14 protein-coding genes and 1 pseudogene are annotated in these 16,879 nt (G+C 71.4%); 3 read left to right on the top strand and 12 right to left on the bottom strand.

Annotated features, from left to right (window positions below; all coding sequences use genetic code 11):
* Positions 1 to 5: 5 nt before the first annotated feature.
* The 5 genes from Q4V64_RS28430 to Q4V64_RS28410 all read right to left on the bottom strand — a co-directional run bounded on the left by Q4V64_RS28430 (position 6) and on the right by Q4V64_RS28410 (position 4,976).
* Positions 6 to 794 (bottom strand): aldose 1-epimerase, encoded by a 789-nt coding sequence (locus Q4V64_RS28430; protein ID WP_124440424.1) that lies wholly within the window; start codon positions 792 to 794, stop codon positions 6 to 8.
* A gap of 105 nt (positions 795 to 899) precedes the next feature.
* Positions 900 to 1,829 (bottom strand): SRPBCC family protein, encoded by a 930-nt coding sequence (locus Q4V64_RS28425; protein WP_124440425.1) that lies wholly within the window; start codon positions 1,827 to 1,829, stop codon positions 900 to 902.
* Between the two features lie 84 nt (positions 1,830 to 1,913).
* Positions 1,914 to 3,551, bottom strand: a complete 1,638-nt coding sequence (locus Q4V64_RS28420; RefSeq protein ID WP_124440426.1) for a polyamine aminopropyltransferase — start codon at positions 3,549 to 3,551, stop codon at positions 1,914 to 1,916.
* Between the two features lie 60 nt (positions 3,552 to 3,611).
* A complete protein-coding gene (locus tag Q4V64_RS28415) occupies positions 3,612 to 4,190 on the bottom strand; it encodes a DUF2617 family protein (RefSeq protein ID WP_253266974.1) in 579 nt (192 codons plus the stop codon).
* A gap of 435 nt (positions 4,191 to 4,625) precedes the next feature.
* Positions 4,626 to 4,976 (bottom strand): hypothetical protein, encoded by a 351-nt coding sequence (locus Q4V64_RS28410; protein ID WP_124440427.1) that lies wholly within the window; start codon positions 4,974 to 4,976, stop codon positions 4,626 to 4,628.
* A gap of 129 nt (positions 4,977 to 5,105) precedes the next feature.
* Between Q4V64_RS28410 and Q4V64_RS28405 the strand changes: the two genes are divergently transcribed.
* On the top strand, positions 5,106 to 6,296 hold the full coding sequence (locus Q4V64_RS28405) for a pyridoxal phosphate-dependent aminotransferase (RefSeq protein WP_124440428.1): 1,191 nt from the start codon (positions 5,106 to 5,108) through the stop codon (positions 6,294 to 6,296).
* A 222-nt stretch (positions 6,297 to 6,518) separates the two neighbouring features.
* On the opposite strand, the gene Q4V64_RS28400 is transcribed toward Q4V64_RS28405, so the two are convergent.
* From Q4V64_RS28400 to Q4V64_RS28390, 3 genes are all read right to left on the bottom strand, one after another.
* Positions 6,519 to 7,265 (bottom strand): UPF0158 family protein, encoded by a 747-nt coding sequence (locus Q4V64_RS28400; RefSeq protein WP_253266975.1) that lies wholly within the window; start codon positions 7,263 to 7,265, stop codon positions 6,519 to 6,521.
* Positions 7,266 to 7,384: 119 nt separating this feature from the next.
* Positions 7,385 to 9,469 carry a hypothetical protein gene (locus Q4V64_RS28395; protein WP_253266976.1) on the bottom strand — a complete coding sequence of 695 codons (2,085 nt, stop codon included), beginning with the start codon at positions 9,467 to 9,469 and terminating at the stop codon, positions 7,385 to 7,387.
* Positions 9,470 to 9,791: 322 nt separating this feature from the next.
* On the bottom strand, positions 9,792 to 10,346 hold the full coding sequence (locus Q4V64_RS28390) for a Uma2 family endonuclease (protein ID WP_124440429.1): 555 nt from the start codon (positions 10,344 to 10,346) through the stop codon (positions 9,792 to 9,794).
* A gap of 173 nt (positions 10,347 to 10,519) precedes the next feature.
* Here Q4V64_RS28390 and Q4V64_RS28385 point away from each other — a divergent pair.
* Positions 10,520 to 10,972: pseudogene (locus tag Q4V64_RS28385) on the top strand (aminotransferase class I/II-fold pyridoxal phosphate-dependent enzyme); the annotation flags it as partial.
* Positions 10,973 to 11,000: 28 nt separating this feature from the next.
* Here Q4V64_RS28385 and Q4V64_RS28380 read toward each other — a convergent pair.
* On the bottom strand, positions 11,001 to 11,348 hold the full coding sequence (locus Q4V64_RS28380) for a DUF1330 domain-containing protein (RefSeq protein WP_124440430.1): 348 nt from the start codon (positions 11,346 to 11,348) through the stop codon (positions 11,001 to 11,003).
* A gap of 272 nt (positions 11,349 to 11,620) precedes the next feature.
* Positions 11,621 to 12,580 (bottom strand): prolyl aminopeptidase, encoded by a 960-nt coding sequence (gene pip / locus Q4V64_RS28375; protein ID WP_124440431.1) that lies wholly within the window; start codon positions 12,578 to 12,580, stop codon positions 11,621 to 11,623.
* 109 nt (positions 12,581 to 12,689) lie between these two features.
* Between pip and Q4V64_RS28370 the strand changes: the two genes are divergently transcribed.
* A complete protein-coding gene (locus Q4V64_RS28370) occupies positions 12,690 to 13,172 on the top strand; it encodes a MarR family transcriptional regulator (RefSeq protein WP_124440432.1) in 483 nt (160 codons plus the stop codon).
* A gap of 193 nt (positions 13,173 to 13,365) precedes the next feature.
* Here the strand turns inward: Q4V64_RS28370 and Q4V64_RS28365 are convergent, their stop codons facing one another.
* Both Q4V64_RS28365 and clpB read right to left on the bottom strand, forming a co-directional pair.
* Positions 13,366 to 13,893 (bottom strand): YbjN domain-containing protein, encoded by a 528-nt coding sequence (locus tag Q4V64_RS28365; RefSeq protein WP_124440433.1) that lies wholly within the window; start codon positions 13,891 to 13,893, stop codon positions 13,366 to 13,368.
* 191 nt (positions 13,894 to 14,084) lie between these two features.
* A complete protein-coding gene (clpB, locus tag Q4V64_RS28360; RefSeq protein WP_253266977.1) occupies positions 14,085 to 16,757 on the bottom strand; it encodes an ATP-dependent chaperone ClpB in 2,673 nt (890 codons plus the stop codon).
* Between the last annotated feature and the right edge of the window lie 122 nt (positions 16,758 to 16,879).

Here is a 16,879-nt window from a genome sequence, read left to right as displayed (position 1 = left end):
CCAGCTTAGAGGCGCCGCCAGCTCCAGGTGGTCGTGGCCTCCAGCGGCTCCAGCGGTGTGACCAGGCGCGGCAGGGTGTTCAGCCCGTTGGGCGGCCCGGTCTGCGGCTCCACGCACACGGCCGCCTCCTGCTCGTCGTACACGACGACCCACTGCTCGGGGCTGGCCACCTTCAGCTCCAGCTGCCCCGGCCAGGTGAGGGTGACGTCGACACCGCCGGGCATCCCGAAGCAGTCGTCCCAGGGGCCGGGCTTTGGGTCGAGGCGGTTGCCGGTGGGCAGGTGGTCGTCGCCGCGCTCCTCCTGCCAGGCCGGCGTGAAGTCCAGCCGTACGTCCGCTCCCTGGATGGTCCGGTTGAACCACGGGTGCCAGCCGATCTGGGCCGGGAAGGAGGTCTCGTACGTCTCCACGGACATGGTGAGCGTCAGGGCGCCCTCGGTCAGGGCGACGATCTGCGTGACGCGGCCGGGGTAGGGCCAGGGGTCGACGAGGTCGTACGTGATGACCGCCTCGTTCGCGGTGACGCGGGCCGTGCTCCAGGCGCCGTCGCGGGCGGTGCCGTGGATGGCGTGCGGCGGGGAGTTCAGCGGCATCTGGTGGACGGTCGCGCCGTCCAGGAACCGGCCGTCCCTGATCCGGCCGCACCAGGGAACCATCGGGAAACAGCCGAAGCGGTCGCCCTGGCGGAGGAGTTCGCTGCCGCCGACGCGGAGCCCTCCGACCCGGCCGCCGTTGCCCGGCTGCACGGTCACCTCCGCGTCACCCGCGGTCAGCGTGATGTCTTCGTTACTCACGGGACGACCCTACTGGTCCGGACTCACGGGACGACCCTACTGGTCCGGTCGCCGATCAAGAGGGCGGTCGGTGGCGGTCGTCGACCGCGGCGGTCGGGACCGGCTTCAGCGGCGTCTGCGCCACGCCCGGCCCAGGACGATCGCCGACGCCACCACCAGCGCCGCCGCCGGTGCCGCCCAGCGGAGCGTCTGGTTGGGGGCGACCGTCTGCGGAGCCGGGACGGGGGCGTAGCGACCGCGCGGCGGGGCGTGGTCGACCTCCTCCGCGCTGCGCCCGATCATGGTCCGCCGCGCGTGGGCCGCCTCGGCGGGCGGTTCGGGGGGCGGTTCTGGGGGCTGCTCCGCGAAGTCTTCGGGGACCTCCTCTGACAGGTCCTCGGAGAGGTCCTGGCGGATGTCCTGGGGGATGTCCTGGGGGATGTCCTCGGGGAGGTCCTCGGGGAGGTCCTCGGGGAGGTCCTCGGCCAGGGACGGCGGCGGAGCCTCGGCGTCGAGGACGGAGGCCGGCTCAGGGGTCTGCGGCTCCTTCGGTGTCTCCTGCTGCTCCTGCTGCTCCTGCTGCTCCTGCTGCTCCTGCTGCTCCTTCTGCGCCTGCCGCTCCGGCGAGTCGTCCGGCGCGGTCGTCCCCAGGTTCCCCGCGAAGCGGCTCAGCAGGCGGGTCGCGGCCGAGGCCACCGCATCCGGCGGCAGCTCGGTGACACGGCCGTCCGCGGAGACCGTTCCCTCGAAGGTGAGGGTGGAGCCGTCGTCCGTGTCCCGCAGGCGGAGCGTGAGCGCGAGCTTGACCGAGCCGGTGCCGCGGGCCTCGGTGGCGTCGCCCTCGACGGCGTACGAACCGTCGTCCTGTCCGGAGACGCGTACGGAGCCGCGGTAGGTGATGGAGTGACTGCCGACGCGCACCTTCAGCCGCCCGGTGACGGGCTCGGCGCCGGCGTCCTGCTGGAGCCCGGGAACCGCCCGGGCGACCCGCACGGGATCGGCGAGCGCCTCCCTGAGCCGCTCGGCCGGAACCGGAACGAACACCTCATGCTCCATGGTTCGCGAGCCTACCCAGTGAGCGCCGACGTGCACCCCGGTTGGTCGAAAGTGGCCGCGCGTCGGCGTCGGCCTCGACACAGCTCAGTACCGCGGATGCACCACCGTCGACACCGGCAACCCCTCGATCCGCGTCCCCGCCGCCGCCCTCGCCTCCGCGGTCAGCGACGCCTGCGTCAACGTCCGCGGACGCGGGCCGTCGGGATCGATACGCAGGTCCGGGCGCTCGCCCGGTGCCGCCAGCACGAACCCCCAGTCGTGCGCTGCCCGAGACCTGTCGGCCGAGCGGTCGGGGCCGGCCGCGAAGCCGGAGTGGCTGCCGCCGACGCGGTAGGGGGCCGTGCGCAGGCCGGCGGCGTGCAGTGTCGTGGCCACCGTCCAGAAGGCGCGGGGGCGGGAGGAGACCGGGCCGGCGTGCACCACCAGGCGGCCGTGGCCGGCCAGCGCCCGCCGCGCGAGGCCGTAGAACTCCTGCGAGTACAGCTTCGTGCTCGCCGTGATGCCCGGGTCGGGCAGGTCCGCGATCACCACGTCGTACGCCGCCGGGGGCGCCCCCCGCAGCCAGTGGAAGGCGTCCGCCGTGGTCACGTGGACGCGCGGGTCGCCGTAGACGTGCCCGTTCAGCCGGGCGAGTGCCGGCTCCCGGCGGGCCAGCCGCAGCACCGCCTGGTCGAGTTCGACGATGTCGACCCGGTGCACGCCGGTGTGCCGGAGCACCTCCCGGGCAGCCAGTCCGTCGCCGCCGCCGAGGACGAGCACGCGCGCGTGCGGGCCGGTCATCGCGGGGTGGACCAGGGCCTCGTGGTAGCGGTGCTCGTCGCGGCCGCTGACCTGCAGCCGACCGTCGAGGAAGAGGTCGAGGGGACGGCCGTGCGTGCCGCCGGTGAGGACGATCTCCTGGACGTCGGTCTGCAGTGCCACCCGTACGTCCCGGCCGTACACCGCGTGCCGGGCGGCCCGTTCGAAGTCGTCGACGAGTACGGCGGCGGTGGCGAGGACGGCGAGGACGGTCCCGTTGGCCAGCAGCAGGATCCAGCGGGCGCGGCGGGTCAGGTCGCGGCCGAACAGGCCGAGGATGAGCGCCCCGCCGGCGATCAGGTTGACCGCGCCGGTGAGGAGCGCGCCGGTCAACTGGCCCAGGAGGGGCAGGAGCAGGAAGGGGAAGGCGAGGCCGCCGACCAGGGCGCCGACGTAGTCCGCCGCGAACAGGTCGGCCACCGCGCCGCCCGCGTCCTGTCTGCGGATGCGCTGGATCAGCTCCATCAGCAGCGGGACCTCGGCGCCGATGAGCAGGCCGATGGCCAGGGAGGCGGCGACCAGGAGGCAGCGGGGGCCGCTGGCCCACGGACCGCCCCAGTCACCGGTCCAGGCGAAGACGGCGTACAGCGCCATCGCGCTGCATCCGCCGACCAGGGCGAGCGCCGCCTCCAGCGCGCCGAAGGCGGCCGCCGCGCGCCAGCACAGCCGTTTGGCGACGAGCGAGCCGATGCCCATCGCGAAGACCATGACGGCCAGGACCACGGAGGCCTGGGTGACCGAATCGCCGATCAGGTACGTGGCGAGGGCGACGAGTTCGAGTTCGTACACCAGTCCGCAGGCGGCGCAGACGAAGACGCAGGCGAGGACGAGGAACCGGCCCGTGCCGGGGCGGACGGGCAGCCGCGCGGGGCCTGCCCAGGGCGGCGGGGTGCCGGGCGGGGCGGGCGCGTGCGGTTCGATCACGCTGAGACGTTACGTCACTGCCGCGGCACGCTTCGTCACCCACAGGTGTGGATCTGACGGTCAGTTGAGCACCCCGTGTTTTGCCTGCCGTTCCGACTGCCGTTCGGACAGTCGCTCGGACTGCCGTTTGGTCCGCGCCCTCGCCCCCACCCGCGTGCGTGTCGCCACCAACTCCCCGTCCTGCGGGTAGGCGTGCCAGGTCCTCCAGTGCACCTGGCCTTCATGTCGCTGGGCCAGCATCGCCGTGAAGGCGTGCGGGCTGCCGGGGAACACGCCCGCCAGGCCGTTCGGGTGTTCGGAGACCAGTGCGAGCAACTCCTGGGCGCGGCCCGCGAAGGAGCCGGGCGAGAGGACCTCGACCCGGGCCGCGAACTCGTACTCCCAGTCGCCGACGCGCTTGGCGACGCCCAGCGGCAGGGGCGTGCTGCTGCCGGCGATGCACGCCACCGTCTCCGAACAATTGCCCTGTTCCTCCTCCAGGAGCACCTGGTGGGACGCGCCGAGGAGTCTCAACTGGAGCTTCGCTCCGGTCAGTTCGAGGTCGAGCGTGGCCAGTGCGGGGAGCGGTTCGCGCCCCAGGGCCCAGGCGAGGTCGGCCGCGCGCGTGTCGGTGTAGGCGGTGTTCAGGGTCGTGAGCATGGGTCGGCTCCGCTAGCACGCAAAGAAAGGGAGGTGTGGTCCGGCGCACCCTGGTCGGCACCAGGGGGTTCGGCCCGGTCGGCCCAGTCCGGAGGGTCAGGGAGGGTGTCCGCGGGGCGTCCGATGGGCCGCGTTGGTGATTTAGAGGGAATCATGAACTGTGGCGCCGCCACAGGGTTTTTACCCAACTTCGTGGGGTTTCCATACTTGAGAGGGCTCCACAGCTCAACTGTTCAACCCCGTTGTGCGCCGGGGCCGCCGGAGCGTGCGCTGGGGCGCGGACGCGGGCGCATGCGCCGGAGCGGTACCCCGGCGGGCGCGCGGTGCGGTACCCGGCGGGCGCGCGATGCAAGTGCGGGGACCGTGGGGCCCACCCCCGTAGGGCCCCACGGTCCCCGCCGTACCGATGCGGTGCTGGAGCTCAGCTGCCCCGTGTCAGCTGCCTCCGCCGCCGCATCCGCCTCCGCCTCCGCCGCCCCCGCAGGACGAGCCACCGCCGCAGGAGTGGCCGCCACCGGACGAGCCGCTGCTGTCGCAGGACGACGAGGATCCCCCGTCGGACGATCCCGAACCGCTGTCACCCGTGCCCGCCAGCCCCCCGGCGACCCACCAACTGCTGTCGCTGCCGCTGCTGTTGTGGCTGCTGGAGCTGCCGCTGCCCACCGACCGGCGCGTCCCGCCGCCGCGGCGGCCCGCCGTCACCACATTCCGCCGACGGCCTCGGCGTACGGCCAGGGCCACGACAGAGATGAATACGACAACCGCCAGGATGATGCCGATGATCATGGCGTCACCCTCCTTCCAGTTCCCCCGAAGCGGCCCCCCGTGGGCGCCTCGCTTGGTGCGTGCGATGGAGATGCCCCTCCGGCTCACCGGCCAAAGCAGAGTTGAGGAACTCCAGAGCTTGGGCGCAGGATGACCGGCATGACCTCCAGCGCACGCCCCCTGCTGAACCGTCGGCTCGCCGAGTTCGGGACGACGATCTTCGCCGAGATGTCCGCCCTGGCCCTGCAGACCGGGTCGATCAACCTGGGCCAGGGCTTCCCCGACACGGACGGTCCCGAAGAGATCAGGGAGGCGGCCGTACGGGCGCTGCGCGACGGCCGCGGCAACCAGTACCCACCAGGTCCGGGCATCCCCGAGCTGCGCACCGCGATCGCCGCGCATCAGCAGCGGCGGTACGGGCTGTCGTACGACCCCGACACCGAGGTGCTGGTCACGGCAGGGGCCACGGAGGCCATCGCCGCCGCGCTGCTCGCCCTCGTCGAGCCCGGTGACGAGGTCATCGCCTTCGAGCCGTACTACGACTCGTACGCGGCCTGCGTCGCGATGGCGGGCGGCACCCGCGTACCGGTCACCCTGCGCCCGCACGAGGGCACCTTCCGCCTCGACCTGGACGAGCTGCGCGCCGCCGTCACCGACCGCACCAGGCTGCTGCTGATCAACACCCCGCACAACCCGACCGGCACGGTGCTCACGCGCGACGAGCTGACGGCGATCGCCGAGCTGGCCGTCGAGCGCGATCTGCTCGTGGTCACGGACGAGGTGTACGAGCACCTGACCTTCGACGAGGCCGAACACGTCCCCCTGGCGACCTTCCCGGGGATGCGCGACCGGACGGTCTCGATCGGCTCGGCCGGCAAGACGTTCTCCTTCACCGGCTGGAAGGTGGGCTGGGTGACCGGCGCCCCCGATCTCGTCGCCGCCGTCCGCTCGGCCAAGCAATTCCTGACGTACGTCGCCTCCGGGCCTTTCCAATACGCCGTGGCGGAGGCCCTGCGCCTGCCCGACTCGTACTTCGCGGACTTCCGCGCGGACATGCTGGCCAAACGGGACCTGCTCGCGGGCGGCCTGGAGCGGGCGGGCTTCAAGGTCTTCCGCCCGGCCGGCACGTACTTCATCACCACCGACATCCGGCCCCTTGGCGAGAGCGACGGTTTCACCTTCTGCCGTGCGCTGCCGGAGCGCTGCGGGGTGGTCGCGATCCCCAACGCGGTCTTCTACGACCACCGCGAGCAGGGCGCACCCTTTGTCCGCTTCGCGTTCTGCAAGCGGACAGGCGTGCTGGAGGAGGCGGCCTCCCGACTCAAGACGCTGGCCGCCTGACAGCCACAGACGTACCAGCAGATGTACCGGCCACACGGCCTGGTTGCTCCGAGCCGCCGCGCACCCGCACTCGACTGCCGCCTGGTCGACCGGGACATCGGTGATCGGCAGTCATATCACGCAGCCCGCCTGTGGGCGGACACGCTTCCATCAGCGATCAACCGGCGCCGCCAGGCCCGGTGACAGCGCCCCCGGATCATGCAGGACAGCGGCAGCAAAGAGTCATACCGGCCCCGAAGGACACGAACCCGAGCTGGGCTCTACGAAGAAGGTGATGTGCGGGCAGTAGCCCTCCTCGGCCAGCCAGGCGCGGGCCCGGCCGCGCTGTCGCTCATCGCGGAACCGGTGGTACCGGCTCCAGGAGCGCTCGTCACCAGCGAGGACGTTCTTGAAGCGCCGGAAGGCGCCCCGCCCACCGATGGCGATCCGCAGCCTGTCGGCAAGGGCGGCGTCCTCGACCTCTTCGATGAACAGCTCCATGTCCCGGTAGCCGGCCCGGGACCCCAGAGCTGGCGCGTACAGCCATCGCTCGGGATCGTCGTCCTCCTCGGCCTCGGGCCCAGGCCCCAGCTCATCGGTGAACGCAGGCCAGCACTCCCCGGTGGACAGATCGATCCGGCCACCGGACTCGGTCGGGTCACCCTCCAGCAGCATGGCGAGCATCTCCAGATCGACTGCGAGCGGGCGCAGGAGGGGGATCGCCGCGTCTCCCGTGGCCGCGCGCAACCGGTCCGCCAGCTCCTCATCGCCCCGGAAGCCGCGCTCCTGGAGCGCGCCGAGAAACAAGGCCGCCATCTCCGCAGCCCCCGGCAGGCCCTGCGCCGCGGCCACCGCCACACCATCGCCGGCCAGTTGCAGCACCTCGCGCACGGGGCCACGGTGCAACGCGGCAAGCAGCGCCACGCCGTCCTGCGCGTGGAGCGCGCCACGCAGGGCCCGCAGCCCGTCCTCGTCCCATCCCTCAGCCACGATCCCGACGGTAACGCGCCCCGAGGACGTACGACGCCGGGACCCATCCGTTTCCCTCCGCCCGGCTCCGTGCCGGTGCCAGCGCACCCGGCACCTGCGGGCCAGGCGGTGTTGCCCGGTCAGCGGCGCCGCTTGCGGCCGCTCTTGCCTGAGGAGCGCCGAGCCTTCCGGGCGCGGGCGCCGTGGGTACCCAGTGCCCGGGCCGCCAGCTGCCTGAGCTCGTCGAGTCCGGCCCGGTCCGGGTGCGCGGAGTCCAACGCGGCGGCAACCGCGTCCCTGGCCTGGGAGCCCTGGGCCCGCAGCGTCTCCTCGGCGCCGTCCCCGCCGCCCGCCAACTCCACGAGCTGGAGCAGGCTCTCGGCGAGCACCAGCAGAGACTCTGCATCGGTCATGTCCTCTGGGGACAGCAACTCACGGTGCGCCAGCGCGTTCAGCGCCAGCGGCGCCAGCTGTGTGTCTCGCCGCAGCGCGCGCAGCAGCCGCTCGCCCTCACCGTCCGGCAACGCCGCCGGCAGCACGTCGAGCATCGCCTGCGCACGCGTGCGGAAGGTCATGGTCCTTACGGCGTCGGTCAGTTGCCGCAGGGCATCTTCCCGCTCGCCGCGGGCCGTGATCCAGTCGGCCAGCTCCGTGCGGGCGGCGTCCGGGTCGTAGTCCTCGGCCAGCACCCCCAGCAGGCCGGCCGCCGGCGCCTGGGCCAGTTCACCGACCAACGGTGCGTCCCTGCCGGCCGCCAGCAACCGCTGTCGTACGGCCCGGGTACCGAGCTCGGTGAGACGGATGAGCTCGACCGGCCCGGCGGTCAGCTCCTCTCGCCGGGCATCGGCACGCTCCCGCGCCGCCGGGTCCGTTGCCTCCCCCGCGACGCCCAGCAGCTCCGCGAGCTCCGGCGGCATGTCCGCGAGCAGCTCGGGACCGGCATCGGAGAGGTCGATGTCCAGGAACACCGGATCGGCCATCCCACGGTCACGCTCGACCGCGCCCAGGTCGTCCAGCAGGTCGAGCACCGCGCGCAGATCCCGGTCGGCGTGCTCGAACCACATCCGGTGCTGAAGGTCCAACCCGGCGTCGAGCTGGAAGGAGGTCCGATAGGCCAGGTGTACCGTGTCGCGCAGCCGCGGCCAGGGCATCGGGTACGGCAGGCTGTAGAGCGTGTTCAGCACGTCGTCCAGGATGTGCTCGTAGACGTCGAAGAGCATCGACTCGACGTGCCAGCCGCTGCGTGCCCCGATCAGGGCCTGCCGCAGCTCGAAGCACGCGTCGAAGGCGCGCAGCCACAGCTGGAGCGGGTCGGCCAGCACCGGCCGGGCCTTGGCCACCGCGTACAACCGCCCCTTGACCACCCGGACCAGCCGTGCCTTCTTCGCCCACTCCATCAGCAGTCCCAGCCGCGGCAGGTCGGCCGAAGAGCGCACCCCCTCAATCCGGTCGCCGGTGCCGAGTCCGTCCACCAGCTCGCGGGCCTCCGCCATCCGCAGCCGTCCCGTCGCCGTCACCGGGCGGCCGCCCTGCCCCGCCCATTCGGCGAGTCCGCGCAACTGCGCCACGGTCGTCGACGCCTCGGCCCGGCGGCGCAGTTCGTCGTCCGGGGGAAGCATCACGGGCAGTTGCGGCTCGGCCCGGGCCACGCCGGACAGCGCGCGGCCGGTCAGCCGCCGTTCCATGATCGCGGCGAGAGCCTGCTGATCGTAGGCGACCTCCCCGCGCTGCGCCCTGTCCGCGAAGCGCTGAAACGCCGCCCCGTCCTGGACGTCCACGCCCTGCTCCGCGGCCGTCATCGCCCAGAACTTCGCCAATCCCCAGCGAGTGCGGTCCGTCATCGCCGCCAGATGCTGTGCCGCGGCCCTGTCGACCGCGGCGAGGGAATCCTGGAGTGAGGGGCCGCGCGGGTCCGCCAACTGCGCGGCGTGCAGATAGCGCAGTAGCGTGCGCAGTGTGCCCGGGGCGTCGGCGCGTTCCTCCCCGGGAAGCTCGGTGACCTGCTGGGGAAGCCAGGAGAGCAGTAGCTCCTCCACATGGCGCGACTCCCACAGCCCCAGTCGGCCGTCGGCAGTCGCCAGGTGCCGGTAGTCCAGCACCGTCTCGGCCATGTACCCGTCCACCGGCAGCCCCTGCTCCCAGGCCCACCGAACCAGGCGGTCGACCAGCAGCCCACGCGCTGCCTCGAACTCCTCCTCGGCCTCGGGTTCGAACCGCATCCGCATGAAATCTCGTCCACCTGTCTGCAGCAGTCGTTGCCGTGCCACGCTATCGCCGAACCGGGGCCGGCAACTCGGCCGAGGACGAGCGGGCCCGCTACCTCAGGGCAGTACGCGGTGGTTGCCGCCCGCAGCAAACGCGGCTTCGAACTTCCTTGCGGCGAACCGGACTTCGTCGCACGAGCTCACGGCACGGAACGGCACGCCCTCTGGCTGATCCCGATCGACGAAAGGCCAGGCCATCCCAGCCGACTGCCCCGACCAGGAACGACCACGTCCGGCGACGGCGGTGCCGACGGCACGGGCCTGGCCAGCGGGGAGTCCCTCGTCAGCGGGCGTCCGCCTCGGGATCAGGGCGCGGGAGTTCGTCGAGGTCGAGGGTGAAGGTGCGGCCGTCGGCCAGGGGGATGGGGAGCTTGCCCGTGCCGTACTTGTGGGTGTGTGCGGCGATGTAACCGGTGGCGGTCGGCTGGGTGTGAAGGACGACTTCCTGGGCGTAGGGGTCCACGACCAGGTAGATCGGGATTCCATAGCGGCCGTACTTCGCGGTGCAGTCGTCGTAGTCCTTGCGTGCGGAAGAGGTCGAGACGACCTCGGAGATCAGCAGGACGTCCTCGAAGCTGTAGCGCTTGCCGTCCTTGCGTGCGTCCTCGCGCAGGATCGCGAGGTCGGGGGCGGAGTTCTCGTCGGCGGGAAAGTCGATGTAGACGTCGGAGGTGACCTTCGCGTGACGGCCGAGGGCAAGAGCGGAGTCGATCTGCATCGACCTGATGGTGCTGGAATGCTCTTCGCTCTGCGGGGTCATGATCACCTTTCCGTCGGCCCCGAACAGGACCGTGTACCCCTTGGGGAACTCGGTGTGCACGATCGCGTCGACGCTCATGGACGGCTCCTTCCCGTGTGTGGTCAGGATACGACGGACAGTGCCGTGTCACCGAGCCCGTCGGTACGGCCGGCAGACCGGTCCGGACAGGTTGTGCGGCCCGCTCACCACCGGTGCCGGAGATCCGCGTCGGGGCCTGTCGCACGACATAGGAATAGGTAGGCCAACGAGGTGTCGGCTGGGCGACGGCGGCTCCCGGGCTGGTCGCGGCCGTGCGCTCGGCGAAGCAGTACCTGACGTACGTGTCGTCGGGACCGTTCCAGTACGCCGTCGCCGAAGCCCTGTCCCTCCCCGACACCTACTTCGCCGCGTTCCGCGAGGACATGCTGGCCAAGCGGGACCTGCTGGCGGCGGGGTTGGAGGAGGCGGGTTTCCAGGTCTTCCGCCCGGCGGGCACGTACTTCATCACCACCGACATCCGCCCCCTCGGCGCTGCGCTGTCCAAAGAGGGGGACGGCTTCGCCTTCTGCCGCGCGCTGCCGGAACGAGCCGGGGTGGTCGCCATTCCGAACGCGGTGTTCTACGACCATCGGGAGGCGGGGGCGCCGTTCGTACGGTTCGCGTTCTGCAAGCGGCTGGACGTTTTGACCGAGGCGGTGGCCCGCCTCAAGCGGCTCGCTCCCTGAGGGGAGATTCCGACGAGCTACTCGGTTGTCACTCGCCGGGCAGAGCCTCCCGCATGGCCTTCGCGGTGGCGCTCGGGTCGTAGCCCTCGGGGACGCCTTCGACCAGGACGATGTCGCCCTCGATGTGCCGCGAGCGCAGCGGCGCGATCTCCTGGTAGGCGGGCGAGTCCCACCAGTCCCGCGCCTCGGCGATCCCGGGGAAGCCGATCACCACGACGTGCCCGGGCCAGCTGCCCTCCTTCACCTCGTGCTGCGCGACGTGCACGAGGAAGCGGCCGCCGTACGGTTCGAAGGTGGCGGGAATGCGCTCGATGTACTCGGCGATCTCCGGGTGCGGGGCGGCTTCTTGCAGGTGAGCGATGGCGTAGGCGGGCATGGTGTCCTTCCGGTCGGTCGGGCTCCGTACGCGGATGATCGTGGCATCGGGCTGGGTCGGGGTCGATGACCTGGCAGGTAATCGACGCGAGGCCGAGGTCCGCGCCGGGCCCCGCACGCTCACCCAGTGATTGGCAGATCTGTTCCACCGGCACAGCCACCTCACCTGGGGTTTTCCCTCGCAGGGGTGGAACAGATCTGCCAATCGCCCCCGCCTGGCGGGGCGATGACCTGGCAGGTGATGGGCCCCGGACCAGGCCCGGGACTTGCGTTCTAGACCGGCCGGAACCGGTCCGTAGCCGCCAACACCGCCTCCGTCGTGGCATCCCCCGACAGCCCGTGCCCCTCCTCGCCGATCAGTACGAGCTCCGCGTCCGGCCACACCTGGGCCAGCCGCCACGCGACGTCCGGGGGCCCGCTGATGTCCAGCCGCCCGTGGACCATCACGGCGGGGATGCCGGTGAGCTTCCCGGCGTCGCGCAGCAGCGCCCCGTCCTCCAGGAAGCCGGCGTGCCGCCAGTAGTGCGTGACGAGGCGGGCGAAGCGCAGCCGGAAGTGCGGGTCCTCGAAACGGGGATCGGGCCTGTGCCCCGGGTGGGTGGACACGTGCACGTCCTCCCACCGGCACCACTCCCGCGCCGCTCGCTCCCGTACGGCCGGATCGGGGTCGTCGAGCATCCGGGCGTACGCCTCCACCAGGCTGCCGTCGCGCTCCCGCTCCGGTACGGCGTCGCGGAACCGGGCCCATTCCTCGGGGAAGACCCGCCCCATGTCCCGGGTGACCCACTCCACCTCGCGGCGGGTGGTGTTGGTGACGCTGAAGAGCACCAGCTCGCAGACGCGTCCGGAGTGCTGCTCGGCGTAGGCCAGCGCGAGGGTCACGCCCCAGGAGCCGCCGAGGACCAGCCATTCCTCGATGCCGAGGTGCTGCCGCAGCAGCTCGATGTCGGCGATCAGATGCGGGGTGGTGTTGGCGGCGAGCGAGGTACGCGGATCGGCGGCGTCGGGCGTGCTCCGGCCGCACCCGCGCTGGTCGAGGAGCACGATGCGGTACGCCGCGGGGTCGAACAGCCGGCGCCAGAAGCGCCCCGCCCCGGACCCCGGCCCGCCGTGCAGGACAAGGGCGGGCTTCCCGGCGGGGTTCCCGCAGGTCTCCCAGTACACGCGGTTGCCGTCGCCGACGTCGAGCATGCCGTGGTCGTAGGGCTCGATGGGGGGATAGAGCTCGGCCATGTGAGACGCACGCTCCTCGGGGATGACAGCGCAGACAACAGCGCAGACAACAGCACAGATTGCACAACGCATACAACAGAATATATAACAGCGCTGTTAGATTAGCTTCATGAGGAATCACCCGGACCCGGTCGCCGTAGGCACGCTGCTCCGCCACGTCCTCGAACTTCTCGACGGCGACGTGGCCAAGGTCTACGAGGAGCAGGACCTCGCCGAGTACCGGCCCCGCTTCTCCCCGGTCGTACGGGCTCTCCTGTCCGAGGGCCCGCTCCCGGTCCGCGACCTGGCCGCGGCGGTGGGGGTGACGCACTCGGCCGCGAGCCAGACGGCGGCCCAGATGGCCCGCGCGGGCCTGGTCACCCACACCCCCGACCCGCGAGACGCACGCCGCCGCCTGATCGAGCTCACGCCGAAGGCCCATGCCCTACTGCCGCAGATCAAGGCGGAGTGGGACGCGACGACGGCGGCGATGGCGGAGCTGGACGCGGAACTCTCGATGCCGCTGGCGGAGCTGCTGACGGAGGTGGCGGACGCGGTACGCCGCCGCCCGTTCCGGGAGCGGATCGCGGCGGCGTGCAGGCCCGGGCCCTGAGGGGGCCGCCTCGAAAAGATTTCCACAGGCTGTGGACGGGCACCGCGCTCGCGCCGGTCGGCGAGCCGGCCGGTCCGAACGGGCAGAGCCCGGCCCCGGCACGCGGCCGTGGTGGCCGGTGCCCTGGCCGGGCTCTGGTTCGCCTACGGCGCGTACGTGGTCGTACTCACGAACGCGCCTCCCTGGGGAAGGCCTATTCCTCGTCCTCGGGCTTCTCCCCGTCGTTGACCTCCTGCTCGAGGCCGAGCTGCTCGACGAGCCACTTGTCGAACTCGATCGCGGCCCGCACCCAGCTGACCGTCGAGGAGACGAAGTGCTCCAGGCTCACGCCGGTGCCGATCAGCATCTGCGCCTCGCCGATCAGGCGGACCGTGCCGTCGTCGTGGGTGTGGCTGTAAACCTTGGGCCACAGGGTCCGCCGGTTCCAGTCGTCGATGGACTCCAGCAGCAGCGGCTTCTCGTCGATCTTGTGGGGCCGGTCGTAGAACGTCCGCACCGAGAAGACCTGCTGGTCACCCTCACCACGGAACATGAAATACGTACGGAACTGCTCCCACGGCGCCGCGAGGTCACCCTCGTCGTCGACGACGTACTTGAGCTCCATCTGATCGAGGAGCTGCTTCACAAGGTCCTGATCCGGGACGACGGGGCCCGCCGGACCTGACGGCTGCGGCTCGGGCTGGCCCCCGAAGTTCGGAATCGAGGACGGGTCGATGGTCACCGTGATTTTCCCTTCGTACGGATCCCGCCATCCTCCCCCATGCGGGGAGGGGGGTGGCAACCCCAGGCAGGTCTGTCGGCCCTCGGCTGACTCGATCCGGTCACCGGGGAGCCCGTACGGCGGGTCGGTTGCCCCCCTCGTACCAGCGGGACCGGGGGCGGGACCGAGCCCGCCCCCGGTGTCCGGCAGACCTACAGCGTCTTCCCCGTCGCCGGGCCAGTCGCAGTGCCCGTCGCCGTGCCCGTCGCCGTGCCAGTCGCCGTGCCCGTCGCCGGCCCCACGATCAGTCCGTCCCCGAACGCGTCCACCCGTACCGTGTCGCCGTCCTTGATCTCGCCGGAGAGGATCTCCTTGGCGAGGCGGTCGCCGATGGCGGTCTGGACGAGGCGGCGCAGCGGGCGGGCGCCGTAGGCCGGGTCCATGCCCTCGTCGGCGAGCCAGGTCAGGGCCTCGTCGCTGACCTCCAGGGTGAGGCGGCGTTCGGCGAGGCGCTTGGCCAGACGGTCGATCTGGAGGCGGGCGATGCTGGTCAGCTCGTCCTTCGACAGGGCCGAGAAGACCACCAGGTCGTCGAGGCGGTTGAGGAACTCCGGCTTGAAGGAGGCCCGGACCACCTCCAGGACCTGCTCCTTCTTCTCCTCCTCGGTACTGATCGGGTCGACCAGGCTGTGCCCACTCAAGAATTGGCTGCCCAGGTTCGACGTCAGCACCAGGATCGCGTTGCGGAAGTCGACGGTGCGGCCCTGGCCGTCCGTCAGCCGGCCGTCGTCCAGCACCTGGAGGAGGATGTCGAAGACCTCGGGGTGGGCCTTCTCCACCTCGTCCAACAGCACCACGCTGTACGGCCTGCGCCGCACCGCCTCCGTCAGCTGGCCGCCCTCCTCGTAGCCGACGTAGCCGGGCGGGGCGCCGACCAGGCGGGCCACGCTGTGCTTCTCGCTGTACTCCGACATGTCGATACGGACCATCGCCCGCTCGTCGTCGAAGAGGAAGTCGGCCAACGCTTTCGCCAGCTCCGTCTTACCCACACCCGTCGGGCCGAGGAAGAGGAAGGAGCCCGTCGGGCGGTCGGGGTCGGCGATGCCCGCGCGGGTGCGTCGTACCGCGTCCGACACCGCCCGCACGGCCTCCGTCTGGCCGATCAGGCGCTTGCCCAGCTCGTCCTCCATGCGCAGCAGCTTCTGCGTCTCGCCCTCCAGGAGGCGGCCGGCGGGGATGCCGGTCCAGGCGGCGACGACGTCCGCGATGTCGTCGGAGCCGACCTCCTCCTTGACCATGGTGTCCTTGGCGACCTCCTCCTCGGCCGCCGAGGCTTCCTCCAGGTCCCGTTCCAGGGCGGGGATCTCGCCGTAGAGCAGCTTGGACGCCGTGTCGAAGTCGCCGTCGCGCTGGGCTCGTTCGGCCTGGCCGCGCAGTTCGTCGAGCTTCTCCTTCAGCTCACCGACGCGGTTGAGGGACTGCTTCTCCTTCTCCCAGCGGGCGGTCAGGCCGCGCAGCTCCTCCTCCTTGTCGGCGAGGTCGCGGCGCAGCTTCTCCAGGCGCTCGCGGGAGGCCGGGTCGGTCTCCTTCTCCAGCGCCAGCTCCTCCATCTTCAGCCGGTCCACGGCACGCTGGAGTTCGTCGATCTCCACCGGGGAGGAGTCGATCTCCATGCGGAGGCGGGAGGCCGCCTCGTCGACCAGGTCGATGGCCTTGTCGGGCAGGAAGCGGGAGGTGATGTAGCGGTCGGAGAGGGTGGCGGCCGCCACCAGCGCGCTGTCGGCGATCTGGACCTTGTGGTGGGCCTCGTACCGGCCCTTGAGACCGCGCAGGATCGCGATCGTGTCCTCGACGGTCGGCTCGGCGACCATCACCTGCTGGAAGCGCCGCTCCAGCGCCGGGTCCTTCTCGATGCGCTCCCGGTACTCGTCCAGGGTCGTCGCGCCGACCATGCGCAACTCACCGCGCGCCAGCATCGGCTTGAGCATGTTGCCCGCGTCCATGGCGGAGTCGCCGCCGGCGCCCGCGCCGACGACCGTATGCAGTTCGTCGATGAACGTGATGATCTGGCCGTCGGAGTCCTTGATCTCGGCGAGGACGGTCTTCAGGCGCTCCTCGAACTCACCCCGGTACTTGGCGCCCGCGACCATCGCGCCGATGTCGAGCGCGACCAGCCGCTTGTTCTTCAGCGACTCGGGCACGTCCCCCTTGACGATCCGCTGGGCGAGCCCCTCCACGACGGCGGTCTTGCCGACGCCGGGCTCGCCGATGAGGACGGGGTTGTTCTTCGTACGGCGGGACAGCACCTGCACGACCCGGCGGATCTCCTGGTCCCGGCCGATGACCGGGTCGAGCTTGCCCTCCCGCGCGGCGGCCGTGAAGTCGGTGCCGAACTTCTCGAGGGCCTTGTACTGCCCCTCGGGGTCGGCGGTGGTCACCCGGCGCCCGCCGCGCGCCTTCTGGAACGCCTCCACCAGCTTCTTCGCGCTCGCCCCCTGCCCGGACAGCACCTCACCGGCGGCGCCCCCCTTGGCGGCGATCCCGATGAGCAGGTGCTCGGTGGACAGGTACTCGTCCCCCAGCTCCTGCGCCTTCGCCTGGGCTTCGGCGATGACGGCGAGCAGCTCGCGGTTGGGCTGCGGGGGCGCGACGGTGGACCCGGTCACGCTGGGCAGACCGGCGAGAACCTTCTCCGCCCCGGCGCGTACGGCGGCCTGGTCGGCATCGACCGCGGCCAGCAGGTCGATGATGTTCTCGTTGTCCTGCCCCTGGAGAAGGGCGAGGAGCAGGTGGGCAGGAGTGAGGTCGGGGTGCCCCTCGGACACGGCGCGGTTGCCGGCCGCGTTGATCGCGTCCCGGCTCCTGTTGGTCAGCTCGGCGTCCACTTTCGCTTTCTCCTCCTTGCGTCAGCCGTGGCTTACGTCAGCCGTGACCCAATCAACGTACACAAAGTTGAGTCTATTCCACTCAAGATACGGTGCGGGAGTCGGGAGGCGGCTAAATTCCG

It is taken from the genome of Streptomyces sp. NL15-2K (assembly GCF_030551255.1).
GTDB lineage: Bacteria > Actinomycetota > Actinomycetes > Streptomycetales > Streptomycetaceae > Streptomyces.
This window is presented reverse-complemented; position numbering and strand designations above follow the sequence as displayed.